The sequence below is a fragment of the Shimia sediminis genome (assembly GCF_003990645.1).
GTDB classification, from domain to species: domain Bacteria; phylum Pseudomonadota; class Alphaproteobacteria; order Rhodobacterales; family Rhodobacteraceae; genus Shimia; species Shimia sediminis.
Map to the genome: position 1 here is coordinate 364,460 of NZ_RYZK01000002.1, position 26,494 is coordinate 390,953.

General features: G+C 59.7%; 30 protein-coding genes. 15 read left to right on the forward strand and 15 right to left on the reverse strand.

Going from position 1 to position 26,494, the window contains the following annotated elements:
• Positions 1-32: 32 nt before the first annotated feature.
• Entirely contained in the window at positions 33-593 is a 561-nt protein-coding gene (folK, locus tag EK369_RS06270; protein ID WP_127112842.1) for a 2-amino-4-hydroxy-6-hydroxymethyldihydropteridine diphosphokinase, read from the reverse strand.
• Positions 594-742: 149 nt separating this feature from the next.
• Here folK and EK369_RS06275 point away from each other — a divergent pair, with 149 nt between their 5' ends.
• On the forward strand, positions 743-1,318 hold the full coding sequence (locus EK369_RS06275) for a LabA-like NYN domain-containing protein (RefSeq protein ID WP_127112843.1): 576 nt from the start codon (positions 743-745) through the stop codon (positions 1,316-1,318).
• A 39-nt stretch (positions 1,319-1,357) separates the two neighbouring features.
• On the opposite strand, the gene EK369_RS06280 is transcribed toward EK369_RS06275, so the two are convergent.
• A complete protein-coding gene (locus tag EK369_RS06280; RefSeq protein ID WP_127112844.1) occupies positions 1,358-1,801 on the reverse strand; it encodes a c-type cytochrome in 444 nt (147 codons plus the stop codon).
• A gap of 140 nt (positions 1,802-1,941) precedes the next feature.
• Between EK369_RS06280 and ispH the strand changes: the two genes are divergently transcribed.
• Genes ispH through rnhA form a run of 4 tightly spaced genes read left to right on the forward strand, consistent with a single transcriptional unit; the run spans position 1,942 to position 4,537 of the window.
• Entirely contained in the window at positions 1,942-2,901 is a 960-nt protein-coding gene (gene ispH, locus EK369_RS06285) for a 4-hydroxy-3-methylbut-2-enyl diphosphate reductase (RefSeq protein WP_127112845.1), read from the forward strand.
• A gap of 1 nt (position 2,902) precedes the next feature.
• Positions 2,903-3,517, forward strand: a complete 615-nt coding sequence (locus EK369_RS06290; protein ID WP_127112846.1) for a LysE family translocator — start codon at positions 2,903-2,905, stop codon at positions 3,515-3,517.
• Positions 3,514-4,101, forward strand: coding sequence for a class I SAM-dependent DNA methyltransferase (locus EK369_RS06295; protein WP_127112847.1), 588 nt, complete (start codon positions 3,514-3,516; stop codon positions 4,099-4,101). The genes EK369_RS06290 and EK369_RS06295 overlap by 4 nt, the downstream gene beginning before the upstream one ends.
• On the forward strand, positions 4,094-4,537 hold the full coding sequence (gene rnhA / locus EK369_RS06300; RefSeq protein WP_127112848.1) for a ribonuclease HI: 444 nt from the start codon (positions 4,094-4,096) through the stop codon (positions 4,535-4,537). Before EK369_RS06295 ends, rnhA begins: the two co-directional genes overlap by 8 nt.
• A 3-nt stretch (positions 4,538-4,540) precedes the next feature.
• Here the strand turns inward: rnhA and EK369_RS06305 are convergent, their stop codons facing one another.
• The 5 genes from EK369_RS06305 to def (EK369_RS06325) are packed head-to-tail and all read right to left on the reverse strand — an operon-like array spanning position 4,541 to position 7,189.
• Entirely contained in the window at positions 4,541-4,777 is a 237-nt protein-coding gene (locus EK369_RS06305) for a hypothetical protein (RefSeq protein ID WP_127112849.1), read from the reverse strand.
• 12 nt (positions 4,778-4,789) lie between these two features.
• Complete coding sequence (gene fmt / locus EK369_RS06310) at positions 4,790-5,695, reverse strand: methionyl-tRNA formyltransferase (RefSeq protein WP_127112850.1); 906 nt, start codon at positions 5,693-5,695, stop codon at positions 4,790-4,792.
• Complete coding sequence (def, locus tag EK369_RS06315; RefSeq protein WP_127112851.1) at positions 5,692-6,186, reverse strand: peptide deformylase; 495 nt, start codon at positions 6,184-6,186, stop codon at positions 5,692-5,694. The genes fmt and def (EK369_RS06315) overlap by 4 nt, the downstream gene beginning before the upstream one ends.
• The gene (gene def / locus EK369_RS06320; RefSeq protein ID WP_127112852.1) at positions 6,183-6,680 is read right to left on the reverse strand and encodes a peptide deformylase; all 498 of its coding nucleotides are present in this window, start codon (positions 6,678-6,680) and stop codon (positions 6,183-6,185) included. The genes def (EK369_RS06315) and def (EK369_RS06320) overlap by 4 nt, the downstream gene beginning before the upstream one ends.
• Positions 6,677-7,189, reverse strand: coding sequence for a peptide deformylase (gene def / locus EK369_RS06325; protein WP_127112853.1), 513 nt, complete (start codon positions 7,187-7,189; stop codon positions 6,677-6,679). The genes def (EK369_RS06320) and def (EK369_RS06325) overlap by 4 nt, the downstream gene beginning before the upstream one ends.
• A 102-nt stretch (positions 7,190-7,291) precedes the next feature.
• Between def (EK369_RS06325) and EK369_RS06330 the strand changes: the two genes are divergently transcribed.
• The 3 genes from EK369_RS06330 to EK369_RS06340 all read left to right on the forward strand — a co-directional run bounded on the left by EK369_RS06330 (position 7,292) and on the right by EK369_RS06340 (position 9,894).
• Positions 7,292-8,464: a MalY/PatB family protein gene (locus EK369_RS06330; protein WP_127112854.1), complete on the forward strand. Its 1,173-nt coding sequence runs from the start codon at positions 7,292-7,294 to the stop codon at positions 8,462-8,464.
• 1 nt (position 8,465) lies between these two features.
• The gene (locus EK369_RS06335) at positions 8,466-9,272 is read left to right on the forward strand and encodes a purine-nucleoside phosphorylase (protein WP_127112855.1); all 807 of its coding nucleotides are present in this window, start codon (positions 8,466-8,468) and stop codon (positions 9,270-9,272) included.
• Between the two features lie 97 nt (positions 9,273-9,369).
• Entirely contained in the window at positions 9,370-9,894 is a 525-nt protein-coding gene (locus EK369_RS06340; protein ID WP_127112856.1) for a L,D-transpeptidase family protein, read from the forward strand.
• Positions 9,895-10,168: 274 nt separating this feature from the next.
• On the opposite strand, the gene EK369_RS06345 is transcribed toward EK369_RS06340, so the two are convergent.
• Positions 10,169-10,522 carry a hypothetical protein gene (locus EK369_RS06345; protein WP_127112857.1) on the reverse strand — a complete coding sequence of 118 codons (354 nt, stop codon included), beginning with the start codon at positions 10,520-10,522 and terminating at the stop codon, positions 10,169-10,171.
• Between the two features lie 178 nt (positions 10,523-10,700).
• On the opposite strand from EK369_RS06345, the gene EK369_RS06350 reads away from it, so the two are divergent.
• Complete coding sequence (locus tag EK369_RS06350) at positions 10,701-11,675, forward strand: glutathione S-transferase family protein (RefSeq protein ID WP_127112858.1); 975 nt, start codon at positions 10,701-10,703, stop codon at positions 11,673-11,675.
• 35 nt (positions 11,676-11,710) lie between these two features.
• Here the strand turns inward: EK369_RS06350 and EK369_RS06355 are convergent, their stop codons facing one another.
• Together EK369_RS06355 and EK369_RS06360 are read right to left on the reverse strand one after the other, a co-directional pair.
• Positions 11,711-12,862 (reverse strand): lytic murein transglycosylase, encoded by a 1,152-nt coding sequence (locus EK369_RS06355; RefSeq protein ID WP_127112859.1) that lies wholly within the window; start codon positions 12,860-12,862, stop codon positions 11,711-11,713.
• A gap of 183 nt (positions 12,863-13,045) precedes the next feature.
• Entirely contained in the window at positions 13,046-13,393 is a 348-nt protein-coding gene (locus tag EK369_RS06360) for a hypothetical protein (RefSeq protein ID WP_127112860.1), read from the reverse strand.
• A gap of 127 nt (positions 13,394-13,520) precedes the next feature.
• On the opposite strand from EK369_RS06360, the gene EK369_RS06365 reads away from it, so the two are divergent.
• The gene (locus tag EK369_RS06365; RefSeq protein ID WP_127112861.1) at positions 13,521-14,735 is read left to right on the forward strand and encodes a TsoY family (seleno)protein; all 1,215 of its coding nucleotides are present in this window, start codon (positions 13,521-13,523) and stop codon (positions 14,733-14,735) included.
• Between the two features lie 115 nt (positions 14,736-14,850).
• On the opposite strand, the gene EK369_RS06370 is transcribed toward EK369_RS06365, so the two are convergent.
• Complete coding sequence (locus tag EK369_RS06370) at positions 14,851-16,062, reverse strand: aminotransferase-like domain-containing protein (RefSeq protein WP_127112862.1); 1,212 nt, start codon at positions 16,060-16,062, stop codon at positions 14,851-14,853.
• Between the two features lie 161 nt (positions 16,063-16,223).
• Here EK369_RS06370 and EK369_RS06375 point away from each other — a divergent pair, with 161 nt between their 5' ends.
• A complete protein-coding gene (locus tag EK369_RS06375) occupies positions 16,224-16,991 on the forward strand; it encodes a FadR/GntR family transcriptional regulator (protein ID WP_127112863.1) in 768 nt (255 codons plus the stop codon).
• A gap of 61 nt (positions 16,992-17,052) precedes the next feature.
• Here EK369_RS06375 and EK369_RS06380 read toward each other — a convergent pair whose 3' ends face one another.
• On the reverse strand, positions 17,053-18,039 hold the full coding sequence (locus EK369_RS06380; RefSeq protein WP_127112864.1) for an NAD(P)H-quinone oxidoreductase: 987 nt from the start codon (positions 18,037-18,039) through the stop codon (positions 17,053-17,055).
• A gap of 200 nt (positions 18,040-18,239) precedes the next feature.
• Entirely contained in the window at positions 18,240-18,914 is a 675-nt protein-coding gene (locus tag EK369_RS06385) for a COQ9 family protein (RefSeq protein ID WP_127112865.1), read from the reverse strand.
• A 109-nt stretch (positions 18,915-19,023) separates the two neighbouring features.
• Here EK369_RS06385 and rpsU point away from each other — a divergent pair, with 109 nt between their 5' ends.
• Together rpsU and EK369_RS06395 are read left to right on the forward strand one after the other, a co-directional pair.
• Positions 19,024-19,230, forward strand: a complete 207-nt coding sequence (gene rpsU / locus EK369_RS06390) for a 30S ribosomal protein S21 (RefSeq protein WP_008207378.1) — start codon at positions 19,024-19,026, stop codon at positions 19,228-19,230.
• 230 nt (positions 19,231-19,460) lie between these two features.
• Positions 19,461-20,750: an adenylate/guanylate cyclase domain-containing protein gene (locus tag EK369_RS06395; protein WP_127112866.1), complete on the forward strand. Its 1,290-nt coding sequence runs from the start codon at positions 19,461-19,463 to the stop codon at positions 20,748-20,750.
• A 24-nt stretch (positions 20,751-20,774) separates the two neighbouring features.
• Here EK369_RS06395 and EK369_RS06400 read toward each other — a convergent pair whose 3' ends face one another.
• Entirely contained in the window at positions 20,775-22,772 is a 1,998-nt protein-coding gene (locus EK369_RS06400; RefSeq protein WP_127112867.1) for a DEAD/DEAH box helicase, read from the reverse strand.
• Between the two features lie 702 nt (positions 22,773-23,474).
• Between EK369_RS06400 and EK369_RS06405 the strand changes: the two genes are divergently transcribed.
• Positions 23,475-23,909, forward strand: coding sequence for a universal stress protein (locus EK369_RS06405; RefSeq protein WP_127112868.1), 435 nt, complete (start codon positions 23,475-23,477; stop codon positions 23,907-23,909).
• Positions 23,910-23,950: 41 nt separating this feature from the next.
• Positions 23,951-25,456, forward strand: a complete 1,506-nt coding sequence (locus EK369_RS06410; RefSeq protein ID WP_127112869.1) for an alanine/glycine:cation symporter family protein — start codon at positions 23,951-23,953, stop codon at positions 25,454-25,456.
• A 72-nt stretch (positions 25,457-25,528) separates the two neighbouring features.
• On the opposite strand, the gene EK369_RS06415 is transcribed toward EK369_RS06410, so the two are convergent.
• On the reverse strand, positions 25,529-26,473 hold the full coding sequence (locus EK369_RS06415; protein WP_127112870.1) for a GlxA family transcriptional regulator: 945 nt from the start codon (positions 26,471-26,473) through the stop codon (positions 25,529-25,531).
• Positions 26,474-26,494 lie beyond the last annotated feature (21 nt).

Below are 26,494 nucleotides of genomic sequence, written 5' to 3' on the forward strand. Positions count from 1 at the left end.
TAGGCGTGTTTTTCCTTGAAGACAAGCCGAAATCACATCTCGACAACAGCCTTGCGTTCGCTTTCCGGCAGTGCCGCAAGCATTTGGGCCACACTGAGGCCCGAAACCGGGTGAATCCAGTCCGGCGCGATGTCGTTCAGAGGCACCAACACAAAGGCGCGGTCCTGCAGACGCGGGTGCGGCAGAATCAGCTGATCCGGCGCTTGGCGCATCTGAGACTCCAGCGGCAGGTCACGCCAGGACCTGTAGGTTGCCAGATCCGGCAGCACCAAAGCCCCCCCTGAAATAAGATCGATGTCCAGCGTGCGCCCGGCCCAGCGACTCTGCCGTTCACGACCAAAAGACGCCTCAACCTCGTGCAGGCGCGCCAAAAGTTCCGGGGCGGACAGATCGCTTTCAACCTCTGCTGCAGCATTCACATAGTCAGGACCTGCACCTGCCGGAAAACAAGGAGTCCGAAAAAAACGACTCACTTTGCTGACAGAAGTTTTGTCGCTATTTAGCGTCAATAAGGCGCTTTTTAGCGTCAGGCCAGGGCCACCCGCATGTGACGACAGATTCCCACCAAGTGCCAAGTGCCAGATTTTACTCATATTTTCTCACATGTCTGTTTTTGGCGTGAATTTACGCCCCAGTAAGCCTTGCGGCAAAAGCCAAATTCCTTACCTTATATGCTTGGATGTGCCCGCATTTAAAACACTCACGGAATTTTAGGGCGCGTCGATATCTGAAAGGACATTTGATGTTTTACAAGGACGAACGGCTCGCGCTGTTCATCGATGGCTCGAATCTGTACGCCGCGGCCAAGTCGCTGGGATTCGACATCGATTACAAGCTTCTGCGGCAGGAATTCATGCGCCGCGGCAAGCTTTTGCGAGCTTTTTACTACACGGCGCTTCTGGAGAATGACGAATATTCTCCAATCCGTCCACTCGTGGACTGGCTGCACTACAACGGCTTTACCATGGTGACCAAGCCGGCCAAGGAGTACACAGACTCCCAGGGCCGCCGCAAGGTCAAGGGAAACATGGATATCGAGCTGGCGGTCAACGCGATGGAGCTGGCACCACATGTGGACCATATCGTGCTGTTTTCGGGAGATGGGGACTTCCGGCCGCTGGTAGAAAGCCTGCAACGACAGGGCGTGCGTGTCTCGGTGGTTTCGACCATCCGCAGCCAACCGCCGATGATCTCGGACGAGTTGCGCCGCCAGGCGGACAACTTTATCGAGCTCGACGGGCTGCGCGACGTGATTGGTCGCCCACCGCGCGATCCGATGCCGGAACGTGACCGCGAAGCGGAATACACCGCCAAGTAAATCGAACCGGGGCCAAGCGTCCCGGTTTTCTTTTGGGTGCTACCCGTTGCGTTGATTGTGAATTTCGACGATCCGCTTGGGCCAGCTACTCTTGATATAGGCCAGGACATCCCAGATCTCCTGGTCGCTCAGAACCTCTGCATACCCGGGCATGTTGCTTTCGTAACCGCCACCGACAATCGCTGCTGGCCCCAGTTTGGTGAGACGGAACAACTGCTCATCAGGGTGGTGCCATGTGTGGCCGGTCTCATCATGCGGCGGCGCGGGCATACGTCCGTCCGTATCCGGCTGCCGCCAGTTCTCAGCGCCTTGCAGCTTGTCCCCATGGCACGACGCGCAGTTCTCGGCATAGATGACCTGCCCGCGCGACACACTGGCCGCATCCTGATAGGGAATGCCCTCTGGCGCAGCCGGTTGTAGCAACACCCAAGCTCCAAGCCCTGCGCAGACCGCCACTGCGCCTGCCCCCCATACTGTCCTCACGTGCTCCTCCGCTTCTGCTTGCCCCACACCTAACGGCTTCCAGCCGGGGGAAGGCAATTCACGAAATCCTGATCGGCGATGCCCGCTTGCCCTGCCCCAGACAAAGCCTTACCTCTGTGAGCAAGTTTCGAGGACCCGCCATGACCAAGCCGCCCCTGACCATTTACCTTGCCGCCCCGCGCGGTTTTTGCGCCGGCGTTGACCGAGCCATCAAGATCGTCGAGATGGCACTGCAAAAATGGGGCGCCCCGGTCTATGTCCGCCATGAAATCGTGCATAACAAGTTTGTCGTCGACAGCCTACGGGCTAAGGGTGCGGTGTTTGTCGAGGAACTCAGCGATTGCCCCGACGACCGCCCGGTGATCTTCTCGGCCCATGGTGTCGCCAAATCCGTCCCCGCCGAGGCCGAGCGCCGCGAGATGATCTATGTCGACGCCACCTGCCCCTTGGTTTCCAAGGTGCACATCGAGGCTGAACGGCATTCGGCAGCCGGTCTCCAGATCATCATGATTGGCCATGCAGGTCACCCGGAAACCATTGGCACCATGGGACAATTGCCCGAAGGCGAAGTTTTGCTGGTCGAGACCGAAGCCGACGTCGCCACCATCAACGTGCGCGATCCGGAAAAGCTGGCCTTTGTCACCCAGACCACCCTTTCGGTCGATGACACCATAGGGATTGTCGCAGCGCTTCAGGCTCGTTTCCCCGCCATCGTCGGCCCGCACAAGGAAGACATCTGTTACGCCACCACCAATCGTCAGGAAGCGGTGAAAGAGGTTGCGCCGCGCGTTGACGCATTGCTCGTGGTCGGTGCCCCCAACTCGTCGAACTCGCGCCGGTTGGTCGAAGTCGGCGCCAACAATGGCTGCGACTACGCGCAACTAGTGCAGCGTGCAGGCGACATCGATTGGCGATCCTTGGAAGGTATCCGGGGCCTCGCCGTTACCGCAGGCGCTTCGGCCCCCGAAGTGCTGGTCACCGAGGTGATCGACGCCTTTCGCGAACGCTATGACGTCACGGTCGAGACTGTTGAGACCGCCATCGAGCGCGTGAATTTCAAAGTCCCGCGCGTCCTGCGCGATGTTGAACTGGAGACCTGACATGATCTCGGCGCAATTTCTTCTGACCGCTCTCGTGGTGGTCATCGCGCCCGGAACGGGCGTCATCTTTACACTCGCCATGGGGCTTGGTCAGGGCCGCAACGCAGCACTCTGGTCGGCGCTTGGGTGCACGATCGGTATCTTGCCCGCACTATTGGCCGCCACGCTGGGCCTCGCCGCCGTGATGCACACCTCGGCCCTCCTGTTCAACGTCATGAAATTCGCAGGCGTTGCGTACCTTCTCTACCTCGCCTGGCAGGCCCTGAAATCCGGTGGCGCCTTGTCCGTCAGCGCCGAACGCACAACTCAATCCGGCGTCGTCATCGCCCGCCGCGCGGCGCTTATCAATATCCTGAACCCGAAACTCTCGGTGTTCTTCCTCGCGCTTTTGCCCCCCTTCCTCTCCGGCAACCCGACAACCGCCACATTCGAGATGGCCCTGCTCGGCAGTATCTTCATGGCCATGACCTTTGGCGTCTTTGTCCTCTACGGCCTCTTCGCGGCCAAAGCCCGCGATCTCCTCCTTGGCAGCGCCCGGTTCATGCGCTGGCTGAGCCGAGGCTTTGCCGCCATCTTTGTCGCCCTCGCCGGTCGGCTGGCATTGGAGCGCGCATGAGCGACCGCGTAACCGTCGGCGTCTATGCCAAAAAGGCCAAAGACTATGCCAACCTGCCCGTCGCACAGGAACAGATCGACGCCCTCGATATGTTCACCGCTGGCCTGAAACCCGGCGCGCATATCCTTGATCTGGGCAGCGGTCCCGGTCTCCATACGCTCGAACTCATGAAGCGTGGCTTCACCGCCCGCGCCATAGACGCCACGCCCGAGTTTGTCGAAGCTGCCCGCGCCAAGGGCGTCGATGCGCACCTCGGCACATTTGACGATCTGACCGAGGAAAACGCCTATGACGGCATCTGGGCCAGCTTCTCACTGCTGCACGCGCCCCGCGCCGACTTTCCCCGCTACATCGCCGCCTGCAAACGCGCCCTGCGCGACGGCGGATGCCTGTTTCTCGGCCTGAAACTTGGCACCGGAGAAAAGCGCGACGACTTGGGTCGCTTTTACAGCTTCTACTCCGAAGAAGAGCTGCGTGACATCCTGACAGATGCCGGATTTGACCGCTTGCAGAGCCAGACCGGAAAGGGCAAAGGCTTGGCCGGAACCATTGATCCCTTCATCCTGATGACCGCCCATGCCTGACCTCTTCGCCTATACCGACGGAGCCTGCTCCGGTAACCCCGGCCCTGGCGGCTGGGGCGTTCTGTTGCGCGCCAAGAACGGCGATGAGATCGTCAAGGAGCGTGAGCTGTCCGGCGGCGCAAGCGATACCACGAACAACAGGATGGAGCTGATGGCGGCGATCACAGCTCTTGAAACGCTGGAGCGCCCCAGCACCATCACGGTTGTGACCGACAGCAAATACGTCATGGACGGGATAACCAAATGGATCCACGGCTGGAAGGCCAAGAACTGGACCAAGAAGGGTTTGAAGAACGTCGAGCTGTGGCAACGTCTGGACGCAGCGCAGGCCCGCCACAAAGTCACATGGGAATGGGTCAAGGGCCACGCAGGTCACCCGGAAAACGAACGCGCTGACGAGCTCGCGCGCGCAGGCATGGCACCGTTCAAAGGCTAGGCGTTACTTGCGAAAATGCGTCGGCACGATCACCAGTGCGCCAATCGACGAGATAATCGCATTCAGCCCCGGGCTGCCAAAGCTGATGTTGAACATCCGGCTGACCATAAAGAACAGAAACGCGCCACCCACGCAGATGATAATCGACGGAACATAACCGTTGTGGGTAAACTTAGACCGCTCAGAGGCATAGCCGACGATCCCGGCAATGATCACAGTTCCAAAAAAGCTAAAGAACATGACCGCCCCCTGTTACAGCTGCGCGCCCCTGGAGATGGGAAACCCGCGCAGGAACACGTCCACATCCTGCGCACCCTTGCCCGCCCGTTGCAAGCGGATCAAGGACACGGCGCCCTCTCCACAGGCCACGGTCATCACATCGTCCAGCACCTCGCCGGGTGCGCCCTGCCCCTCGGCCAGACGTGAGGCCAACAGCTTTACCCGCTGCCCCTCAATCTCGCACCAAGCACCGGGGAAAGGTGACAACCCGCGGATCTTGCGATCCACCTCAACCGCCGGAGCAGACCAATCCACCCGTGCCTCGGCCTTGTCGATCTTCTCGGCATAGGTCACACCCGCTCCGGCCTGAACCTCTGGCGTCAAATCATCCAGCGTCGCCAGTGCCTCAACAATGGCCTCCGAGCCAATCACCGACAGACGGTCATGCAATTCCGCCGTGGTCTCTTCCGCCCGAATGGGCGTCTTCGACCGCAACAGCACCGGCCCGGTGTCCAGCCCGGCCTCCATCTGCATGATGCAAACGCCTGTCTCGGCATCGCCTGCCATGATCGCCCGATGGATCGGCGCCGCCCCACGCCAGCGCGGCAACAGGCTCGCGTGGATGTTCAGGCATCCTTTGGCCGGCGCATCCAGCACCGCCTGCGGCAGGATCAACCCATAGGCCACCACCACCGCCACATCAGCCTCCAACGCAGCAAAGGCCTCTTGTTCGTCCGCGCCTTTCAAAGACACCGGATGCCGCACCGCAAACCCCAGTGCCTCGGCCCTTGCATGCACCGGAGTCGGGCGATCCTTTTTGCCCCGCCCCGCAGGTCGCGGCGGCTGACAGTAAACAGCAGCAATCTCATGCCCGGCCTCAACCAAGGCGTCCAGAACCGGCACCGAGAACTCGGGCGTGCCCATGAAGATCACTCTCATGTCCGTTTCCTCGCCCGCTTGATCAACATGTCGCGCTTGGTGCGGCTCAGGTGGTCAAAGTACATCTTGCCGTTGATATGGTCGATCTGATGTTGAACGCTGGTCGCCCAGAGCCCGACAAAATCCTTACGCGTGTAGATGCCGTCCTCATTCATGTAGCGCACTGTCACCGCGCGCGGCCGTTCTATCACCGCCGACACGCCGGGCAGGTTCGGGCTGGCCTCGTCATGCTCTCGCAATTGTATCGATGCATGCAGGATTTCGGGATTGGCCATCCGCACGACCTTGCCGCGTTCCTCGCTGGCGTCGACCACGACCAACCGCCGCAACACGCCAATCTGGTTGGCCCCCATACCGACACCGGGCATCGCCTCCATCGTGTCGATCAGATCTTCCCAGACCTGACGATCCGCGTCGGTCAGCTCATCCACGTCTTCTGCCGCCGTGCGCAACCGCTTGTCCGGCCAGGGGATACATTTGCGAACCGTCATGACACTGCCTCGTATTCCGTTTCCAACGTCGCGCGGGCCTCACCCTCAAGCCGGTCGAAGATCACCAGCCCGTCCAGATGGTCGTATTCATGCTGTGAACAGATCGCCGCGAAACCCGTTAGCTTGGCCTCATGCCAAACCGCCTCAACATCCTGCCACCGCAAGGTGACCGCTGCATGCCGCTCAACCTCAGCACTGACACCGGGGATCGACAAACAGGCCTCTTCGCCCGACACGCGTTCATCAGACACCGCCACAATCTCGGGATTGATACAGACCACCGGAGTCGCAGGCCCCTCTTTCCAGGTCACATCCATCACGAACATCCGCGCCAACACACCCACCTGAGGTGCCGCCAGCCCGCGCCCTGGTGCCGCGTACATGGTTTCCAGCATGGCCTCGGCCAGCGTCTTTACCGCACCCGGATCCTCCACCGGATCACAAACTGTTGCCAATCGCGCATCCGGCCAGCGCAGGATCGGCAGCACGCTCATCCGCGCGCACGCTCGCGTTTCATCTTGGCCGAGCGGCGGGTCATCATCTGGCGCTTCATCGGCCCGAGATAATCAATGAACAGCTTGCCATTCAGGTGGTCAATCTCGTGCTGCACACAGGTCGCCCACAGCCCGTCAAAATCTTTTTCCTGCGGATTGCCATTCTCATCGATCCAGCCCACGCGCACCTCGGCAGGGCGGGTCACATCGGCAAACTGCTCGGGGATCGACAGACACCCCTCTTCATAGGTGCTCAGGTCATCGGACGAGGCCAACACCTCGGGGTTGAACATAATCGTTGGCTCTGGTTCGCCATCCTTGATGCAATCCATCACAATCAGCCGCTCCAGCACACCCACCTGAGGTGCCGCCAGCCCAATGCCCGGCGCGTCATACATGGTTTCCAGCATATCCGCCGCCAATGCGCGCAGCTCATCGGACAGATCAGCAACAGGCGCGCAGATTTTCTTAAGGCGGGGGTCGGGATGGATCAGGATCGGCTTCAACATGGCCGTGATTTAGGACAACCCCGCCCGCAGTGCAACGCCCCCCTTGCACATGGCGTATAATCCGTTAGCGTCGGCGCGTTTTAAGAGCCAAAGGAACCCATCATGAGCTTTGACGAGATCATCAACCGGCACGGCACCCATTCTGTGAAATGGGACATGATGGAGAAGATCTACGGCGTGCCCCAGGATGACGGCATCGCCATGTGGGTCGCCGACATGGACTTCCGCCCACCGCAATGCGTCGCGGATGCGATTGGCAGGATGCATGATCACGGCATCTACGGCTATTACGGCGATGAGACCCCCTATAAAGAGGCGATCTGCTGGTGGATGGAAAACCGCCACGGCTGGACTGTCGATCCCTCGGCCATCTTCACCACTCATGGGCTGGTCAACGGCACCGGCATGTGCGTCGACGCCTACACGCAACCCGGCGACGGCGTTGTCCTCTTCACGCCCGTTTACCACGCCTTTGCCCGCGTCATCTCGGCCGCAGGCCGTCAGGTCGTCGAATGCCAACTGGTCAACAACGATGGCCGCTACGAAATGGACTTTGACGCCTACGACGCCCGGATGACCGGCAATGAGAAAATGGTCATCCTGTGTTCACCCCATAACCCCGGTGGCCGCGTCTGGAGCCGTGACGAACTGCAGGGCGTTGCCGATTTCGCCAAACGTCATGACCTGATCCTGGTCTCGGACGAAATCCACCACGATCTGGTTTTCCCCGGCAACACCCACATCCCGATGACCAATATCGACCCGTCGATCATGGACCGTCTGGTGATGATGACCGCCACCACCAAGACCTTCAACATCGCCGGGTCACACTCGGGCAATGTCATCATTCCGGATGAGGCCCTGCGCGCCAAATTCGCCGCCCGCATGGCCGCCATCGGCCTGTCACCAAACTCCTTCGGTCTGTTCATGGCCGAAGCCGCCTATAGCCCCGAGGGCGCCGCATGGGTCGACAGCCTTGTCGACTACCTCGACGGCAACCGCAAGGTTCTGGACGACGCCATCGCGAACATCCCCGGCCTCAAATCCATGCCGCTCGAAGCCACCTACCTCTCGTGGGTCGATTTCTCCGGCACCGGCATGATCCGCGAGGAGTTCACCCGCCGCGTCGAGCAAGGCGCGCGCATCGCGGTGAACCACGGACCCACCTTTGGAACGGGGGGTGAAAGCTTCCTGCGCTTCAACATCGCCACGCCGCGCGCACTGGTGGAAAAGGCCGCTGCCCGTCTGGCCGACGCGTTTTCAGACCTGCAGTAACATGAGCACATCCGAGGCCCTCGTCGTCATACGCAACCGTATGGAAAACCCCACCGCCAAGGTGGGATTTATCCTCGGCTCGGGCCTCGGACACCTCGCCGACCTCGTCGATGGCACAGCGATTGATTACAGCGACATTCCGGGGTTCCCCCATGCGGGTGTGTCGGGCCACAATCCCAAACTGGTGATCGGCAAGCTTATGGGCGTCAACGTCGCCATCCTCGGCGGGCGCGAGCACTACTACGAAAACGGCCGCGCGGACGCGATGCGCGTGCCTTTGGAAACGCTCGCAGCCCTCGGCGTCGACACGCTCTTTGCCACCAACGCCTGCGGGTCGTTCCTGTCAGAAATCCCACCCGGCAACCTGATGCTGCTCAACGATCACATCAACTATTCCGGCCTCAGCCCGCTGATCGGAGAGCCCACGGATCGGCGCTTCGTCAACCTCACCAACGCCTACGATCCGGACATCCGGAAGCAACTTCTTGGCTTGGCTCAAACCCTCCAAATCCCCCTGCGCGAAGGCGTCTACGCCTGGTACTCGGGGCCCAACTTCGAAACCCCCGCCGAAATCCGCATGCTGAAGACCCTCGGAGCAGATGCCGTCGGCATGTCCACCGTGCCCGAGGTCATTCTGGGCCGGTTCCTCGACATGAAATGCTGCGCCGTCTCGGTTGTGACGAACATGGCCGCAGGCCTAGGCAACGAACACATCAGCCACGAACACACCAAGGCCAGCGCGCCCATCGGGGCGGCCAAGCTGGAACGGCTTATCAAGGCATATCTGGCGCAGATCGCCGCCGCCTAAAGGCAAAACACCGCCCATAGCCGGCCCTTGTGGGGCCTGACCTTTGCAAGCCGCACCCAGTCGCCTAAACCACGCGCAGTAAGGTGCTGGTATCCAAATGTCTCGTCTCAGCCGTTTTCTCACAGTTTTCGTGATCCTCGCAGGTGTGTATATCCTGCTGCTGCGTCCGGCCTACCAACCGCCGCCCCTCGCCCCGCTGACCGAACGCATCGACCACATCCTGATCGAAAAAGCCGACCGCCGCCTGACCGTTTACCGCAACGGTAAAGCACTGCGGACATACGACATCGCCCTCGGCTTCACCCCCATGGGCGACAAGGAAATCGAAGGCGACGGCAAGACGCCCGAAGGCCATTTCAACATCAACCGCCGCAACCCAGACAGCGCCTATCACCTGTCACTGGGCATCAACTATCCGCAGGCCCAAGACACCGCCCACGCACGCGCCATTGGCAAATCCCCCGGCGGCGACATCTTTATCCACGGCCAGCCCAACAGCCTGCCGGATGCGATCACCCTGCCCGGCGATTGGACCGCCGGTTGCGTGGCCGTGTCCAACGCAGAGATCGAAGAGCTTTGGCAGATCACCCCCAACGGTACGCCCGTGGAAATCCGCCCCTAAGGCGCGGCACCCGTAGGTCGGACAAATTTGTCCGACCTACCAACCCGACCACGACCGCACGCACCGTTAACCTGTCGAAGCTGCCAAACCGACACCGACGCAATACCGACGTTATACCGACGCAGTACAGATGTGGGTTTTGGCCATTAACCACTGTGTTCATGGGCCGATTCGCCCAAGACGGGCCCGCAAACAGAGCCCGTCCCGTTCAGACACGCTTAACCACTCTGCCAAAGGCAGGGCCAGCAACGTACAAGACATTGTCTCGGGGGTCTTACCGCTCGTCGCTCAACAGGGCTACGGGCGCATTCCCACCCCGATAGAAATCGACCGGAGGCCGGTCCGCTACCGGTGTCGCCCACTTGAACTCATAGTGCATCAGATGACCTTCTTCCTCCGAGGCCACCACAAGACACTGCGACAGGTGCTTGCCACCATCGTAGAGATCCACCAGCCCCCGCAGGTGCGGCGCATCCTCGATATCCAGGCTGAACCCATCCTCTCGGAACTTCAGAACCTTGAATGAGCGGTTTTCGACCACCACCCGCAAGCGGTTGCTTTTCCTCAGGCTTTTCTTCTGGGCCGCTTCCAGCCCGGCCTGAACCTCTTTTGGCAAATAGGTTGTCATCTGTCGCACTCCATCCTTACGTTAAAGGTGGGTCTGACACCGCATCCGGTCAAGCAACACTTCCATGACACCCGGCTTTTTGTGCGTCAGCGCGCAACTCCTTTGCAGTCTGTTGCGTTTTCATCGCACCACTTTCGCCCTAGGTAATTGCAAAGCGACACGCAAAGGAGCACGCGCCATGGGCCATCTGGTTGACGGAAAATGGACGGAACAGCCGATCGACACCAAATCTTCGGGCGGCAAATTCGTGCGCTCAGCGGCCGCGTTCCGCAACTGGATCACCGCTGACGGCAGCGCGGGACCATCGGGCCGCGCAGGCTTTGCCGCAGAAAGCGGGCGTTATCACCTCTATGTCTCCTACGCCTGTCCCTGGGCCCATCGCACGTTGATCTTTCGCGAAATCAAAGGGTTGGAGGATCACATCACTGTCTCAGCCGTGCACCCGGACATGCTGGACCAGGGCTGGACCTTTGAAACGGATGACCGTGGCGCCACCGGAGATACCCTCTACAACCTGCAATACGCCTATCAGGTCTATACCCGCGCCGATCCCGGCTATTCTGGCCGTGTCACCGTGCCGATCCTCTGGGACAAGCAGCAAGAGACCATCGTTTCAAACGAAAGCTCCGAGATCATCCGAATGTTCAACTCGGCCTTTGACGGTCTCACCGGTAACGCCGCCGACTATTGGCCCACCCACATGCGCGATGACATCGAAGAGGTGAACGAGCGCATCTACCACACCCTGAACAACGGGGTTTACAAATCCGGCTTTGCCTCGACCCAAGAGGCCTATGACGCCGCCGTGCATCCGCTCTTTGACACGCTCGACTGGCTCGAAGAACGGCTCTCGCAAAACCGCTATCTGATGGGTGACACGCTGACCGAGGCCGACTGGCGCCTCTTCACCACGCTGATCCGCTTTGACCCGGTCTATCACCTGCACTTCAAGTGCAACCGCCGCCGCATCGTAGATTACCCCGCCTTATGGGCCTATACGCGCGAGCTCTACCAGATGCCCGGCATCGCAGGCACCGTGAACCTCGACCACATCGTGCGTCACTACCATTACAGCCACGAGAGCGTGAACCCCAACCGCATCGTGCCGATCAATCCGGTGTTGGACTATATGGAACCGCACGGGCGGGGGTGACCGGGCACTGGTTTGAAGCGGCTTGAGCCGGTGATTTATGCCAGCGATGCAAGCAAGGCCTGCGACGGGTCCCCGGTCGGCTCAGCCCCGATGCTGCGCTGGTAGTCCGCAATTGCGCCGCGAGATTTGGGGCCCAGCACGCCATCCGCTCCACCCGTATCAAACCCACGTGCCGTCAGCCGAGACTGCAAAGCGATGCGGTCGTCCTTGGTCAACCCGTATTGATCAGGGGGGAACGGTGTCCGCAATGGTCCCGCACCCCCAATGCGGTCCGCCAGATGGCCAACGCCAATCGCGTAGCTGTCAGAGTTGTTGTAGCGTTTGATCGCGTTGAAATTGCCGGTCACCGCAAAGCGCGGGCCGCCGGGCTGTGGCTGAATAACACGCGATGCTGTTTCACCGGGGCGCAATTCTCTGCCCCATTTGGTGCCGCGGCTCCAGCCATTCTTCTGCAAGTACGCAGCCGTTGAGGCAAGCGCATCTGTTGGGTCATCAGACCAGATATCCCGGCGACCATCGCCGGTGAAATCAACCGCAAAGGCCAGATAGCTGGTGGGGATAAACTGCGTGTGCCCCATGGCGCCCGCCCAGCTGCCCGTCATGCGTTGCGCAGGGACGTCGCCGTTTTGTATGATCTTGAGCGCCGCGATCAGCTGCTTTTCGTAAAAGCTCCCCCGACGCCCGTCAAAGGCCAGCGTGGACGTGGCAGAGATCACCGGAATGTCGCCTTTGCGGTCTCCGTAGAAGCTCTCTAGCCCCCAAATGGCGCAGATGATTTCCGCGTCCACACCATAGCTCTGTTCCAGACGGCTCAGCGTGCTGCCATGCCGGGCAAATCTGGCGCGTCCCTTGGACACACGCTCATCCGAGGCGGCAATGGACAGATAGTCTTCCAGCGTTCGGGTGAACTCGGTCTGGTTGCGATCCCGCGTGATGACGCCCGGCAAATAGCCAGTGTCACGAAACGCGGCGTTCAGGGTTGTGTCCGTGATGCCCTGAGCCCTTGCGCGGTCTTTGAAACTGGCCACCCAGGCCGCGTAGTCGCGGTTTGGAGTCGGGCGCAAATCCGCCGACAGCCCCTGTGTGCTGGCTGCAGACGATGTTGAGTTGGGACCAAGCGAGCTTTGGCAGGCTGCAAGAGACAGAGCCGAAAGCCCGAAAACAAAGCTGCGACGCGACGGATTCATGGAAACTACTCTTCTTTGCCTGATTTGCTTGCCAAGAGAGTGCCAGAGAAATCCGAAAGAGGCGAGGCACCTTCACATACGGCCTCACCCTCGGAGAGAACGCCGTCAAATCTAGAATTGTGCGCTTGGGCTTTCTGCCCAGCCAGAGGTGGCGCTATGGCACCCATTCCTTCGGTCTCAGTCTCAAATCCGCACCTTCGGCCCCGTTCCGATCCGAGCCAGATCATCCGGTTCACCGCACTTCAAAATCGCCAACATCTTGGTGGCATCCCCCCAGATTTCATCCACCGGACAGCCATAAGTGCGTTCAATCGCGATCTCCGCGCGGCGCCCTAACTGTTGGCTAAGACGTGGCGCATATTCTGCGTTGACTCGGATGGCCTCGACCAGATCCCAGCGATCCTGTCGGCGCCGCAGTTCGAATGTGCTTTCCATGACGGTCACGCGCACCGCTTCAATCCCGGCGAAATGCATCGACGGAGCGTTGCACGCCGCAAGGGCCGCCAGCGCAATCAGGGCAAACCGTTTCATGCCGCAACCCTGCCCCGTCCTTGGTTAACAAACCCTTTCCGCCCCCTGCGCGCGCATGTCGCATTTATATTCCAAGTTTCGAATGTTTATATACATATTGAAATTGGAATATTTAGGGAGAGAGACCATGTCCAATACCGCAGCACGTCCGGCGGACAGCTATTCGCCGCTTTACTTCCTCGCCTCACTTGGCGCCGGTGGCCTTGCGGTCACGTTCTTCATGTACCTGATGTTCTGGGTGCCGCATCCCGGAAAACCCGTGCCCACATTCGAGGACATCTCTGCCGCCTTCCAAACCGGAGGAGCGCCGATGCAGGCCGCCATTGTCGTCGCGGTCCTGGGCATTGCCGCCATGGCCTTCCTGAACGTCAAATCGTTGATCTGGAACCTCTCGGCCTTTTCCGCCTTCAAGAAAACTGCAAGCTATCAGACGCTTATCAACTCCAACGCCGAGTCGACCATCATGGCCATGCCGCTCGCACTCGCCATGACCGTGAACGCCATGTTCATCGTCGGACTTGTCTTTGTGCCCGGCCTCTGGAGCATCATCGAATTCCTGTTCCCCCTGGCACTGGTCGCCTTTGGCCTGATCGCGGTACTCGCCTTTCGCATCCTCGCGCAATTCCTTGGCCGTATCCTCAGCCAGGGCGGTATCTTTGACGTCACCGCCAACAACTCTTTCGCACAGATGCTGCCTGCCTTTGCGCTTTCGATGGTTGCAGTCGGCTTCTCCGCCCCCGCCGCGATGAGCCAAAACACCACAACCGTTGGCCTTGCGCTTGTGCTCTCGACCTTTATCGGCACCGCCGCCATCGTCTATGCGCTGATCGCGATCTTCACGGCCTTCAACTCGATGCTGCACCACGGCACCGCGAAAGAGGCCGGCCCAACCCTGATGGTCGTCGTCCCGATCATGACCGTGCTGGGCATCATGTTCCTACGCCAGAACCACGGGTTGCACACCACCTTTGACGTGCATGGATCAGGTGCTGAAACCATGGTCTTCCTCGCCCGCCTGCTGTCGATCCAGATCGTCTTTCTGATGCTGGGGCTTCTGGTTCTGCGCCGCCAGGGGTACTTCACCGACTTCGTGTTCAGCACCAAAACCTCGCCCGGCTCTTATGCGCTGGTCTGCCCCGGTGTCGCGCTTTCGGTTATGCTCCACTTCTTCGTGAACAAAGGCCTTGTTGGCGCGGGGATCATCGACAAATTCGGCTCCGCCTTTTGGGCGATCACCGCCATCGCACTGATCTCACAGTTCGCCATGATCGCGTTGGTGCTGCGCCTCAACCGCCAGCACTTTGGCAAACCCAGTCAGAGCAGCGCAGTTCCCGCGGAATAAATCAATCCCCTCGTAGGTCGGACAAATTTGTCCGACCTACCCGACGTCCCGATCCGTTCGGGGCGTTTTTTTGAAAAACTCTGACATGACACAGATTTTTCTTTGACCAAATTGGTCAGGTCATTTGCGCGCGGATCGCCTCCCCCAACCGCTGCATCCCGTCCTCAATCTCCGCCTCATCGGCGCAGGAAAAGCTCAAGCGCAGCGTATTCCCCCCTGACCCATCGGCAAAAAACGCGCGCCCCGGCACAAAGGCCAGCTTGTGTGTCTCCAATGCATAGGCCAGCAGCTCGGCCCCATCCATACCTTTGGGCAACGTCACCCAAACGAACATGCCCCCTTCGGGCCGGGTCCACGACACGCCCTTGGGCATATACCGCGTCAGAGCCTCCAGCATGGCCGTGCGCCGCGCTCCATAGACCGCTCGCAGCATATCCACATGTGCGCCAAAACACCGCTCAGCCACCCGATGCACCGCCATCTGGTTCAACGTCGGTGAATGCAGGTCCGAGGCCTGTTTCATCAAGACCAATTGCTGGATCACTGGCTTGGCGGCCACCACCCAACCGACCCGCAGTCCGGGTGACAGCGTCTTGGAAAAGCTGCCACAATAGATCGTCCGGCAGGCCTCAAGATTCCCCTTTCGCGCCAGTTCCAGTGCAAGGATTGGCGACACATCCTGACCGTCATACCGCAGCGCCTGATAGGCTGCATCCTCGATCACGGCACAGTCCAGCGCTTCCGCCATGTCCAGCAAGGCGTCGCGCCCCCGTTGATCCACCGTCTCCCCGGTTGGGTTCGAGAAGTCGCTGGAAAGATAAGCAAATTTCACACGCCCTCCCGCCGATTCCGCGTCGGTCGCATAGGTCTCTGGCGCGCGATTGCCGTTGATACTCAACTGGTCATACCGCGGTTCATAAGGGTTGAACGCCCCCAGCGCCCCCATATAGGTCGGCCAGTTCACCAGGGCCGTGTCCCCCGGTGACAGGAACAGTTTTCCGAGATAGTCCAAAGCTTGCTGCGACCCGCTGGTGATCAGGATGTTCTCAGGCCCGCAAGGCACGCCTATCTTTGCCATCTGCCCGGCAATCCACTCCCGCAACGGTTGATATCCTTCGCTTACTGAGTATTGCAACGCAGTCGCGCCACCCTCGTCCATGATCTCCGCCATCGCGGCGGCAAAGTCGTCTGAGGGAAAGAGATTCGGATCCGGAATGCCCCCGGCAAAGGACAGAATACCGGGCTGGTCCAAGAGCTTCAAAAGCTCGCGGATTTCCGAAGCCTTCATGCGCTGTGTGCGCGTGGCAAATATCTTTTCAAGACTCATGGCTGGCCCCTTTAGGTCAGAATATATGCCATTTCTGCCCTTTAAAGCAATATCAGTCAACAATCCTGACCCATTGTAACAATAATCGTGAACTTGCACCGCCCCTTGCTCCGGCCCGCCCACTGTGGTCATATCACCTGACCAATTCTTGCGAGGCCCCAATGCCCTTCCAAAAGGTCCAGACCGAAAAACTCTCCACCTCTGTCGTCAAACAGATTGAGCTGTTGATTTTACGAGGAATTTTGCGCCCTGGTGAGCGTCTGCCCTCCGAGCGGGAGCTGTCCGATCGACTGGGCGTGTCGCGCCCCAGCCTGCGCGAAGCCATCTCGGAACTCCAGGAACGCGGGCTGCTTTCCTCGAAAGCCGGCGCAGGGATTTTTGTTGCAGATGTGTTGGGTAACGCCTTTTCCGACAGCCTGATCCGGCTGTTTTCCAGCCATGACGAGGCAGTGTTCGACTATATTTCCTTCCGCCGCGACATGGAGGGGCTGGCGGCAGAACGCGCCGCGCGTTTTGCGTCAGACACCGATCTCAAGGTGATCCAGACGGTCTTTGAAAAAATGGAAGCGGCCCACCCCAAGCGCAATCCAACCGACGAAGCCCGGCTCGACGCGGATTTTCACCTGGCCATCATTGAGGCGAGTCATAACGTTGTCATGCTGCATATGATGCGCTCGATGTACCAGCTCTTGCGCGAAGGCGTGTTCTACAATCGCTCGATCATGTTCAAACAACGCACCACCCGCAGCGATCTGCTGGAGCAACACCGTGCCATCAACAACGGCCTTCAGGCGCGCGATGCAGTGGCCGCGCGGGCTGCGGTGACGGAGCACCTCGACTATGTGGAACGCGCGCTGTCAGACTACAAAAAGGCCGAGCGCAATGAAGCCATCGCGCGGCAGCGGTTTGAGCACGAACAAAGACGCTAGGACCCGAAATAACCAGTTTGTACAAAGTTTCCGGGCCAAATAACCAGTTTGTACAAATTGGTTATCCCGCCACTTTCAGGACAATCTTGCCGATATGGCCGCTGGATTCCATCCGGCTGTGCGCAGCTGATGCCATCTCCAGCGGGAACTCGCTGTCCATCACCGGCGCCACGCGACCGGCCTCCAACATCGGCCAGACCCTTTCGTGCAACTGGGCAGCAATCCGTGCCTTGGCCAGATCGCTCTGCGGCCGCAGGGTCGATCCGGTCACCGTCAGCCGCCGGGTCATGATCTGGGCAAAGTTCAACTCGACCTTGGGGCCGGTCAGGAACGCGATCTGCACCAAACGGCCGTCATCGGCCAGCGTCTTGATGTTGCGCGGAATGTAAGAGCCGCCGACCATATCAAGGATCAGGTTGGCGCCCCCTTCGGCGCGCAGCACCTCAACAAAATCCTCGTCACGATAATTGATCGCGCGCTCGGCCCCGAGTTCCAGACAGGCAGCACATTTATCATCGGACCCGGCCGTGGCAAAGACCCGCGCGCCAAACACATTGGCCAATTGGATCGCGGTTGTCCCGATCCCGCTCGAGCCACCATGCACAAGAAACCGCTCGCCCGCCTGAAGACCGCCGCGGGTAAAGACATTTGACCACACGGTGAAAAACGTCTCGGGCAGACAGGCCGCTTCCTGCAGCCCCATGCCCCGGGGCACCGGCAGACAATGGGCGGCAGGGGTCAGGACATACTCTGCGTATCCGCCACCGGGCAGCAACGCACAGACCTCGTCGCCCTCGGCCCAGTCGCTGACACCGGGGCCCACGGCAATGATTGTCCCCGACGCTTCCAGACCCGGCAGATCGCTTGCGGTCGGCGGCGGCGCATAGGCACCGGCGCGCTGCAAGGCATCCGGGCGGTTCACCCCGGCATAAGCCACCTTGATCACCACCTCACCCGCGCCCGGTTGCGGCATGGGGCGTTCGGTCATCTGCAACACATCCGGTCCGCCATGTTCCGTAATTTCCACCGCGCGCATGGTCTGGGTCATTGGGCTCTCCTTAAACTTTCTTGGCCAACACTTAGCACCGGCATCCGCAGGCGCAAACCGGATGTCTTCTTTTGGCCAAAAATATCCTGGGGTGAATGGGCCAACGGCCCAGAGGGGCAAGGCCCCTCAAGAGGCTCAGCTCTGCTGAGCCATGCCCAACGCAGGTCCATCGCGCCAGCGATGCGACCAAGGCGGGAGAGCTACCCGCGCCAGGTGCCCGGCATATCGCCCCGTGCGCCGGGCTTCCTGATCCGCTCCAGCGCCGACATCGGCCCCTGCATCAGCTTGCCAAAGGGGCTGGCCTTGACCTGTGCCTTGACCTTTTCGAACTGCATCACGTTCTCGATCCGGCGGTCCAGAAAATCCCAGGTGGCCTGATAGCCTTCGCTGTCATCGCCCAGCCAAAACAGAACGGTCGAGCCATAGACACCTGAAAGTGTCGCGCGCTTGGTGTACCAGTTGACGTCTTCCGAGGTGTCGCCCAGCGCATTCCAGATCGCATCAACCGTGCCCCAGATCAGCTCGGCGCCGGTGCCGGCATGGTGCGGCAGGGCAAACAGGGCCGTTCCCCGGCGCACGGTTTCCTTGTCGTCCACCGCTTCCAATCGAAACCGCACCAGCGCTGCCACCTTTTGCGAATAGCGCAGCTCTGACACATCCTCGGCCGCAAACCGCGCCAGCATCGCCGCATCCCCGCGCTTGTGATAGGCCACCGCCAGATCCACGGCCCCACGCGGACATAAGGCATGCGCCAGCGCCTCAGTGACACCCGAATCGTCAATCGCCGCCTTGAACGTGGCCTCGGACCAGCCGTCAAACACGACGTGGGTCAGCGCGGCATCCAGCAGTTTTTCCTTGGGATCGGACGTGGTCATGGGACTCTCCTTAGCTTGCCCTCTATACTAGACAAAGCCAAAGGGAGTTGCTATAGGGCCACTTCCTGCAAATCCTTGCAACTCAACTTAGAAAGGTGGTGAAAACCACATGCAGGTTAGTGTTCGCGACAACAACGTCGATCAGGCGCTTCGTGCCCTGAAGAAAAAGCTGCAGCGTGAAGGTGTCTTCCGTGAAATGAAGCTCAAGCAACATTTCGAGAAGCCGTCCGAGAAAAAAGCGCGCGAGAAAGCTGAAGCGATCCGCCGTGCCCGTAAACTGGCACGTAAGAAAGCCCAACGCGAAGGTATGCTCTAAGCGCAGTCCGAAAAGTGGGAACCGGTTTTCGGGAACTACTGCGCGGACTTCAAATAAGCATCCGTCCAGCTTTGGACACCAAAAGAATTGACGACCCCCGTGGCCCTGCCTCGGGGGTTTGTCGTTTTTGCCCCCCTGGCTTTGGTTGAATAGCTTTGGTTGAATTGCCCAAAGCGACTTACGGAATCTGACAGTTCCCGCACAGCCATGGATCGGCTACGCTTCGTCAGATGGAACTTTTCAAAGCGCCACCCGACCCTGTCACTCCCAAAAACGAAACCAACCGCAAACCGCATTGGGTGAAACGGCTATGGCGGTGGTATTCTTATCGGGAAGACTCGACCTTGTCATCGCGCCACAAACGGGCCGTTCTGTTGATGGCCGTTATCTCCCCGATTATCGTCGTCGCATTTTGGAGCTATGCCGCCTATTATCTCACCGTTGACGCGCCCAACTTATGGCCCGCTGTCATTGTCTGTTTTCTGAGCGGCTTTCCCTTCCTGATTCAGCCTGCGTTGTTCCGGCACAATGTTGTTCTTGGTTGCTTTGCCATGCTGCTGTTTGGTGGCGTGCCGTTCACCATAATGAGCTATTTGTTTGGAGCAGATGCAGGATTGAATCTTGGGTGCTTTAACGGAGCAATATTGGCCCTGATGGTTCTGGGCACACGCAACTTGCCAGTTCTAGCTGTGATCGCTGGTCCTTATCTCGGTCTTGCATTGGCGCTGCCAATCTTGTTTCCAGAACCTGCCCTGTCAGATGTTACGCCCGAATTGCAGCGTTATGTCTATCAATCGACCGTACTGGCTGTAATCGGCACCGGGCTTCTTGCGCTGTATTTTGCCGTTCGGCAGGTGGAAACCGCCGAAACGGCCCTTGAAGCAGAACACGCCCTCTCCGAGACCCTGCTCTACAATCTCCTCCCCACCGAAATCGCAAACCGCCTCAAGGACGCCCCTGGCAAGACCATCGCCGACTCCCTCGACCATACCGCCATTCTTTTTGCTGATATCGTCGGGTTCACGCCGCGCTCGGCCAAAATGACACCTGAAGAGCTGGTTGGGTTTCTCAACCGCATCTTTTCGACCTTTGACACATTGGCCGAGAAACACAGGTTGGAGAAAATCAAAACCATTGGCGACGCTTACATGGTTGCCGCGGGCCTGCCGCAGCCGGTGGACCAGCCGGTACATCGGGTCGCCGCGATGGCATTTGACATGCTTGACGCGATGCGCGCGTTTTCCGACGAGATCGGGGATAGGGTCGAAATCCGCATTGGTATCCACGCCGGCCCCGTCGTGGCCGGTGTGATCGGGCACCAGAAACTGTTCTACGATGTCTGGGGCGACACGGTGAACACCGCCAGCCGGATGGAAAGCCACGGGCAGGCGGGGCGCATTCAGGTCACGGATGCCGCGCGCAAAGCGTTGAAAGAGGGTTACACATTTGAGCCACGCGGAAGCATTGAGATCAAGGGCATCGGCGCGCTAGACACGTGGTGGCTCGGGCAGAACGCCTGAGCCACCACGCGATGTCTTCTTGGATCAGGCTTTACGACCGCCGCGTTTCTCGGTCTTTTTGGTCTGCGCCTTGGCGGCGGCGCGGGCCTTATTCTTTTTACTGTTGGATTTGCCCTTGGGGGGCGGCGGGCCCTTGGGTTTGCCGCCAGGTTTGCCAGTTTCCGTGCGCCGCTTGGCCGGGCCATGTCCGCCATCGGCTTTGCGGTCGGGTTCAGGTTTTTTCCACGGCTTCTTGTCACCCGGTTTGTCTGCGGGTTTTCCAGCGGGCCTGTCCGATGGTTTCGGCTTTTTCACCCGAGGAGCGGGATCGTCGTTCCAGTCGATCGGCGCGGACGAGCGGGGCTTGGCGGGCTTTGGCTTGTACCCGGTGTCATCCCTGTCGCGGCCCTTGCCGCGATGCGGGGGTTTGCCACCTTTTTTGAAGCCACCCTGGGGCTTGCTGTCCAGAACCGGCGCCTCGGCCAATTGCGTGACGACCGCGCCGTCTTCGACGGTCATGTTCTCGCCGACGCTGGCGAGGAACCGCGCCACGCTGGTCTCAAGAATCTGCACGTATGACTGGGTCTGCTGAATGCGGATCGCGCCGATGTCGTCCTTGGTCAGGTCGCCAGCCTTGCACAGCATCGGCAACAGGCGGCGGGGTTCGGCGTTGGCGGCACGTCCACCAGAGATCGAGAACCAGACGCTTGGCCCAAAATCCTTGCGGGGCTTGGGCTGCGTGACAGTTTCAGTGTCCAAAAGCTCTTCGGGGGCGGTGTGTGACGAGCGGTAGAGGTGCAGATAGGCCGCGGCAAGCTGCTCGGGTGAGAAGCTTTCGGTCAGCTTCTGCACGGTGGGCTGGTCGGTTTCCGGGGTTGCATCGGTCCAGACCGGATCGGCCAGCATACGCTCTTCGTCGCGCGCTTTGACGTCATCCGCCGAGGGGGCACCCGACCATTCTGCGGTGAGCTTGGCAAAGCGCAGGGTGCGCTCGGCTTTGCTGCGGGATTTGCGGGTCACGATCAGCGCGCTGACGCCCTTGCGCCCGGCGCGGCCTGTGCGGCCCGAGCGGTGCAGCAGGGTTTCGTGGTTGTTCGGCAGTTCCGCGTGCACAACGAGATCCAGGTTGGGCAGGTCGATACCGCGTGCTGCCACGTCGGTGGCCACACAGACCTGAGCCCGCCCGTCGCGCATGGCTTGCAGGGCGTGGGTGCGTTCTGCCTGAGACAGCTCGCCCGACAGCGCCACCACCTGAAAGCCACGGTTCGACAGGCGCGTGGTCAGGCGATTGACCGTGGCGCGGGTGTTGCCGAACACGATGGCATTCGGGGCCTCGTAGAAACGCAGCGTGTTGATGACGGCGTTTTCCACGTCGCGATCAGCCACCAGCATGGCGCGGTATTCGATGTCGGCGTGCTGGCCCTCTTCCGACTTGGTGATGACACGGATGGCGTCACGTTGATAGTTCTTGGCCAGATGGGTGATGCTTTTGGGCACGGTGGCCGAGAACAGAAGCGTCTGACGCTCTTCGGGGGCTTCTCCGAGAATGAACTCGAGGTCTTCGCGAAAGCCAAGGTCGAGCATCTCGTCGGCTTCGTCCAGCACCACGGCGCGCAGCTGGGTGAGGTCGATGGACCCGCGCGTGATGTGATCGCGCAGGCGACCTGGTGTGGCGACAACGATGTGGGCGCCGCGGGCCAGCGCACGACGTTCATCGCGCATATCCATGCCCCCCACGCAGGACGCCAGATGCGCGCCAGCCTTGGCATAGAGCCACGCCAGTTCACGTTTCACCTGAAGCGCCAGCTCGCGGGTAGGGGCAATGACCAGAGCCAGCGGAGCAGCAGCCGCATCAAAGGCCTCGTCCTCGCCCAGCAGGGTGGGCGCAATCGACAGGCCAAAGCCGACGGTTTTACCCGAGCCGGTCTGCGCCGACACCAGAAGGTCTGCACCCTGATAGTCGGGATTCAGCACAGCCTCTTGTACGGGCGTCAGGGTTTCATATCCACGGGCATCCAGGGCGTCACGGAGAGCTTGTTTCACAGCGGTGTCTTTTCGTCTCAGAGGTTTTGCCCACGCGGCAACGCGAAATGACATGCCAATCAGAGCGGCGTTCGTGTCATTTATGGGCGGTAGAGGCCGCGTTTAGAGTAAACGGTCGAGAATGTATAGCTGCAAGACGTCACAGGTGCGCAGTCAGCCATCCGGGGTGTCCGCGCCCGAACTGCGCAGAGCCGCATTGGACCGTCCGAGGTGGGAGCGTCGTTGTGGAACGGGGGCCGGGTCGTGGCGGCCACAAGACGCACAGCCCTCCGAGATGGGTCGTTGGTGTGGCAGGGCGTATCGGCACGTTTTGTCAATTCGTGATTTCGGGCGGACTAAAAAGAAGTTCAAAATCGACATTTAGTTAGCGCAAAACGACAAAACACAGTCAAATTTTAGAATATGTGGCTGAAAACACGGACTTTCCGTAAGTCCAAACAAATCATTTTTTATGACCAAACTATACCTTAGGTTGCAAATTGTCAGGCAATTTGCCTCACTCGGATCATTTGCCTGCTTTTTATGCAGTTTCTCCAATACTCCGGATCAGATTTCAGTACGGTTTCGTATGTTCCTGTGAGAGCTTTTCCGCTTGAATCCAGCGGATCGGGCTGCCGCCACGTCAGGAAGTTTCTCGCAATCAAAAAAAATCCCCTAGGCTTGGGGTGCCAAAACTGGCGGAAACTTGCGAAAGGAAGACCCATGTCAAATTCCGTGTTACTGGCGATTGACGGCAGCTCCGGTGGTGAGCGCGCGCTGCAATACGCCATGGAACGGGCCAAGCTGGGCGGTGCGAAACTGATCGTCGCCTATGTGATTGAGTGGTCGCAATACTCGTTCAACACTCCCGAAGAAAACGCCGAACGACACAAACGCCGCGAGCAGGAAATCTCGCGCGCGACGGAAACCATTGTGCAGCCGGCGGCGAATACGCTGACCGAAGCAGGTGTGGACTGTGAAACCGTGGTGACTCATGGGCCGCCCGCCGAAACGCTGGTTCGCCTGGCTGAAAAACACGGCGTGGCGCAGATCGTGATTGGTCGCCGGGGGCAATCAGGCTTGAAAGCCCTGTTGTTCGGCAGCGTCGCGGGGAGCCTGATCCAGACTTCACCGGTTCCGGTCGTCGTTGTTCCCTGAGAACGACACAACCCAAAAACAAACATAAAACGGGGACAATTATGTTCAGATTTATGACGGCATTCCTTGCCATGACGTTCCTCGCTTTGCCCGCCTATGCGGGTTTTGACGAGACCATCAACGCCGCCACCGCCCCCATAGCCAGTGCGGTCGGCGCATTTGTGTTTTTCAAGATCCCGGTCTTTGGTGCCCAGTTGCCATTGGTGGTGCTGTGGCTGGTGATCGGTGCGGTATTCTTCACGTTCTACATGGGCTTTGTCAGCATCCGCGGTTTCAAACACGCCATCGAACTGGTGCGCGGCGATTATGCTGACCCGGACAGCCCCGGCGAGGTGTCACACTTTCAGGCGCTGGCCACAGCCGTGTCGGGCACGGTTGGTATTGGTAATATCGGTGGTGTCGCGGTTGCGGTGACCATTGGAGGTGCAGGCGCCACCTTTTGGCTGATCGTCGCCGGGTTCCTCGGCATGTCGACGAAGTTCGTCGAATGTACGCTGGGCGTGAAGTACCGCCAGGAGAACCCGGACGGATCCGTCTCGGGCGGCCCAATGTACTATATGAAAAAGGGCTTTGAAGAGCGCGGCATGAGCGGCTTTGGCAAGTTCATGGGCACATTCTACGCCATTGGCATCTTTGTCGGCGCGCTTGGCATCGGCAATATGTTCCAGTCGAACCAGGCCTATGTGCAGCTTAACACCGTGGCTGGCGGGGCGCTGGACGGTCTGGGCTGGTTGATAGGACTTATCCTGGCCGCGGTGGTCTTTATGGTCATCGTTGGCGGCATCAAATCCATCGCCCGCGTGACGGAAAAGATCGTGCCCTTCATGGCCGTGTTCTACTGTTTCTTCGCCATTGTGGTGATCCTGATGAACTTTACGTCGATCCCGGCAGCCATTGGCAACATCTTCCACGGTGCCTTTACTGGCGCTGGCGTTCAGGGTGGTGTCATCGGCGCATTGATCATCGGCTTCCAACGCGCTGTGTTCTCGAACGAAGCGGGCATTGGCTCGGCGTCGATTGCACACGCGGCGGTTCGGACCCCGGAACCTGTGACCGAAGGCTACGTGTCGCTGCTGGAACCGTTCATCGATACCATCGTGATCTGTACCATCACCGCGCTGGTGATTGGCACAAGCCAGGTGGCTGACCCGAACTTTGCCGGGGATGCAACAGGCGTGGCCATGACGTCGGCGGCGTTTGAGCGTCAGATTGGATGGTTCCCGATTCCGCTGGCCTTTGGTGCCCTGCTGTTCGCCTTTTCGACCATGATCTCGTGGTCCTACTATGGGCTCAAAGGCTGGACGTATCTGTTTGGTGAAGGCCAGATGGGACAGACCATCTACAAGTTGATGTTCTGTGCCTTTGTTGCACTGGGCTGCATGGTGCAGCTGGGGCCCATTCTGGACATTTCGGATGCGCTGGTCTTCCTGATCTGTGTGCCGAACATCCTGGGCCTCTACTTCCTGGCGCCTATCGTCAAACGTGAGATGACCAGCTATCTCGCGCGGCTCAAAAGCGGTGAGATCAACAAGAAGTACTCGCACTGAGGCTGAGACCTGAATGACAGAAACCGCCCCACGCCTGATCGCGTGGGGCGGTTTTTTGTGGCATCAGAGATATCAGCCCAGCGTGCGGCGCTGGTTCGTCGGGGTCACACCAAAAGTCGCCCGATAGACGCGGCTGAAGTGTCCGGCGCTTTCGAAGCCGCAGGCCAGCGCCACGTCTATGACCGCGTTATCGGTTTGCACCAGCAGGTGCCGCGCCCGTTCAAGGCGCAGGTCCATGAAGTACTTTTTGGGAGAGGTGTTGAGGTAACGCCCAAACAGCCGTTCCAATTGCCGGGTAGAGATGCCGATTTCTTCGGCAATCTCACCGCCGCTCAGCGGGGCCTCGATGGTTTCCTGCATGCGGGTGATCGCCTTGACCAGATGGGGATTGCGCATGCCGCTGCGCGATTGCAGCGAGACCTTTTGTTCTGCCGTCGACTCGCGCACGGCGTTATAGACCATCTGATCTGCCACGGCGATGGCAAGGTCCGCACCGTGGTCGCGTTCGATCAGGTGCAGCATGAGGTCAGCCGTGGCTGTCCCCCCCGAAGCCGTCATGTGTTTCTCATCCGCCACAAAGACATTGCGCACGAGGTTCACGCCCGGAAATTCCTCCATAAAGCTGTCGTGATAGTCCCAGTGGATCGCCGCCTGCATGCCGTCCAAAAGCCCGCCTTCGGCCAGCACCCAGGCGCCCGAGCACAGCGCCCCGATCTGCATGCCGTGGCGCTTGGCCCTGCGCAGGGCGTTGAGCAGCGCGGGCGTAATGTGATCGCGCATGTTGATGCCCGACAGCACAAAGAGCTGATCGCAATCAGGCAGGTTCGAAACAGCATGATCGACCAGCGTCACCGAGCCGTTGGAACAGGTGGCGCGGGTGCCGTCCATGGACGCCAGCGACCAGGTGTAGAGGTCTTTGCCACTCACCAGATTGGCAATACGCAGCGGGTCAATCGCACAGCCAAAGGCGATGTGCGTGAAGTCTTCTACAAGCAGGAAACAGGTGTGCTGGGGCATGTCGGTCTTTGTGCGACTCAG

Bases quoted from the DNA above. Each gene is read 5' to 3' on its own strand.
- folK (WP_127112842.1), bottom strand. From the start codon at position 593: ATGAGTAAAATCTGGCACTTGGCACTTGGTGGGAATCTGTCGTCACAT.
- EK369_RS06275 (WP_127112843.1), top strand. From the start codon at position 743: ATGTTTTACAAGGACGAACGGCTCGCGCTGTTCATCGATGGCTCGAAT.
- ispH (WP_127112845.1), top strand. From the start codon at position 1,942: ATGACCAAGCCGCCCCTGACCATTTACCTTGCCGCCCCGCGCGGTTTT.
- EK369_RS06290 (WP_127112846.1), top strand. From the start codon at position 2,903: ATGATCTCGGCGCAATTTCTTCTGACCGCTCTCGTGGTGGTCATCGCG.
- EK369_RS06295 (WP_127112847.1), top strand. From the start codon at position 3,514: ATGAGCGACCGCGTAACCGTCGGCGTCTATGCCAAAAAGGCCAAAGAC.
- rnhA (WP_127112848.1), top strand. From the start codon at position 4,094: ATGCCTGACCTCTTCGCCTATACCGACGGAGCCTGCTCCGGTAACCCC.
- EK369_RS06305 (WP_127112849.1), bottom strand. From the start codon at position 4,777: ATGTTCTTTAGCTTTTTTGGAACTGTGATCATTGCCGGGATCGTCGGC.
- fmt (WP_127112850.1), bottom strand. From the start codon at position 5,695: ATGAGAGTGATCTTCATGGGCACGCCCGAGTTCTCGGTGCCGGTTCTG.
- def (WP_127112851.1), bottom strand. From the start codon at position 6,186: ATGACGGTTCGCAAATGTATCCCCTGGCCGGACAAGCGGTTGCGCACG.
- def (WP_127112852.1), bottom strand. From the start codon at position 6,680: ATGAGCGTGCTGCCGATCCTGCGCTGGCCGGATGCGCGATTGGCAACA.
- def (WP_127112853.1), bottom strand. From the start codon at position 7,189: ATGTTGAAGCCGATCCTGATCCATCCCGACCCCCGCCTTAAGAAAATC.
- EK369_RS06330 (WP_127112854.1), top strand. From the start codon at position 7,292: ATGAGCTTTGACGAGATCATCAACCGGCACGGCACCCATTCTGTGAAA.
- EK369_RS06335 (WP_127112855.1), top strand. From the start codon at position 8,466: ATGAGCACATCCGAGGCCCTCGTCGTCATACGCAACCGTATGGAAAAC.
- EK369_RS06340 (WP_127112856.1), top strand. From the start codon at position 9,370: ATGTCTCGTCTCAGCCGTTTTCTCACAGTTTTCGTGATCCTCGCAGGT.
- EK369_RS06345 (WP_127112857.1), bottom strand. From the start codon at position 10,522: ATGACAACCTATTTGCCAAAAGAGGTTCAGGCCGGGCTGGAAGCGGCC.
- EK369_RS06350 (WP_127112858.1), top strand. From the start codon at position 10,701: ATGGGCCATCTGGTTGACGGAAAATGGACGGAACAGCCGATCGACACC.
- EK369_RS06355 (WP_127112859.1), bottom strand. From the start codon at position 12,862: ATGAATCCGTCGCGTCGCAGCTTTGTTTTCGGGCTTTCGGCTCTGTCT.
- EK369_RS06360 (WP_127112860.1), bottom strand. From the start codon at position 13,393: ATGAAACGGTTTGCCCTGATTGCGCTGGCGGCCCTTGCGGCGTGCAAC.
- EK369_RS06365 (WP_127112861.1), top strand. From the start codon at position 13,521: ATGTCCAATACCGCAGCACGTCCGGCGGACAGCTATTCGCCGCTTTAC.
- EK369_RS06370 (WP_127112862.1), bottom strand. From the start codon at position 16,062: ATGAGTCTTGAAAAGATATTTGCCACGCGCACACAGCGCATGAAGGCT.
- EK369_RS06375 (WP_127112863.1), top strand. From the start codon at position 16,224: ATGCCCTTCCAAAAGGTCCAGACCGAAAAACTCTCCACCTCTGTCGTC.
- EK369_RS06380 (WP_127112864.1), bottom strand. From the start codon at position 18,039: ATGACCCAGACCATGCGCGCGGTGGAAATTACGGAACATGGCGGACCG.
- EK369_RS06385 (WP_127112865.1), bottom strand. From the start codon at position 18,914: ATGACCACGTCCGATCCCAAGGAAAAACTGCTGGATGCCGCGCTGACC.
- rpsU (WP_008207378.1), top strand. From the start codon at position 19,024: ATGCAGGTTAGTGTTCGCGACAACAACGTCGATCAGGCGCTTCGTGCC.
- EK369_RS06395 (WP_127112866.1), top strand. From the start codon at position 19,461: ATGGAACTTTTCAAAGCGCCACCCGACCCTGTCACTCCCAAAAACGAA.
- EK369_RS06405 (WP_127112868.1), top strand. From the start codon at position 23,475: ATGTCAAATTCCGTGTTACTGGCGATTGACGGCAGCTCCGGTGGTGAG.
- EK369_RS06410 (WP_127112869.1), top strand. From the start codon at position 23,951: ATGTTCAGATTTATGACGGCATTCCTTGCCATGACGTTCCTCGCTTTG.
- EK369_RS06415 (WP_127112870.1), bottom strand. From the start codon at position 26,473: ATGCCCCAGCACACCTGTTTCCTGCTTGTAGAAGACTTCACGCACATC.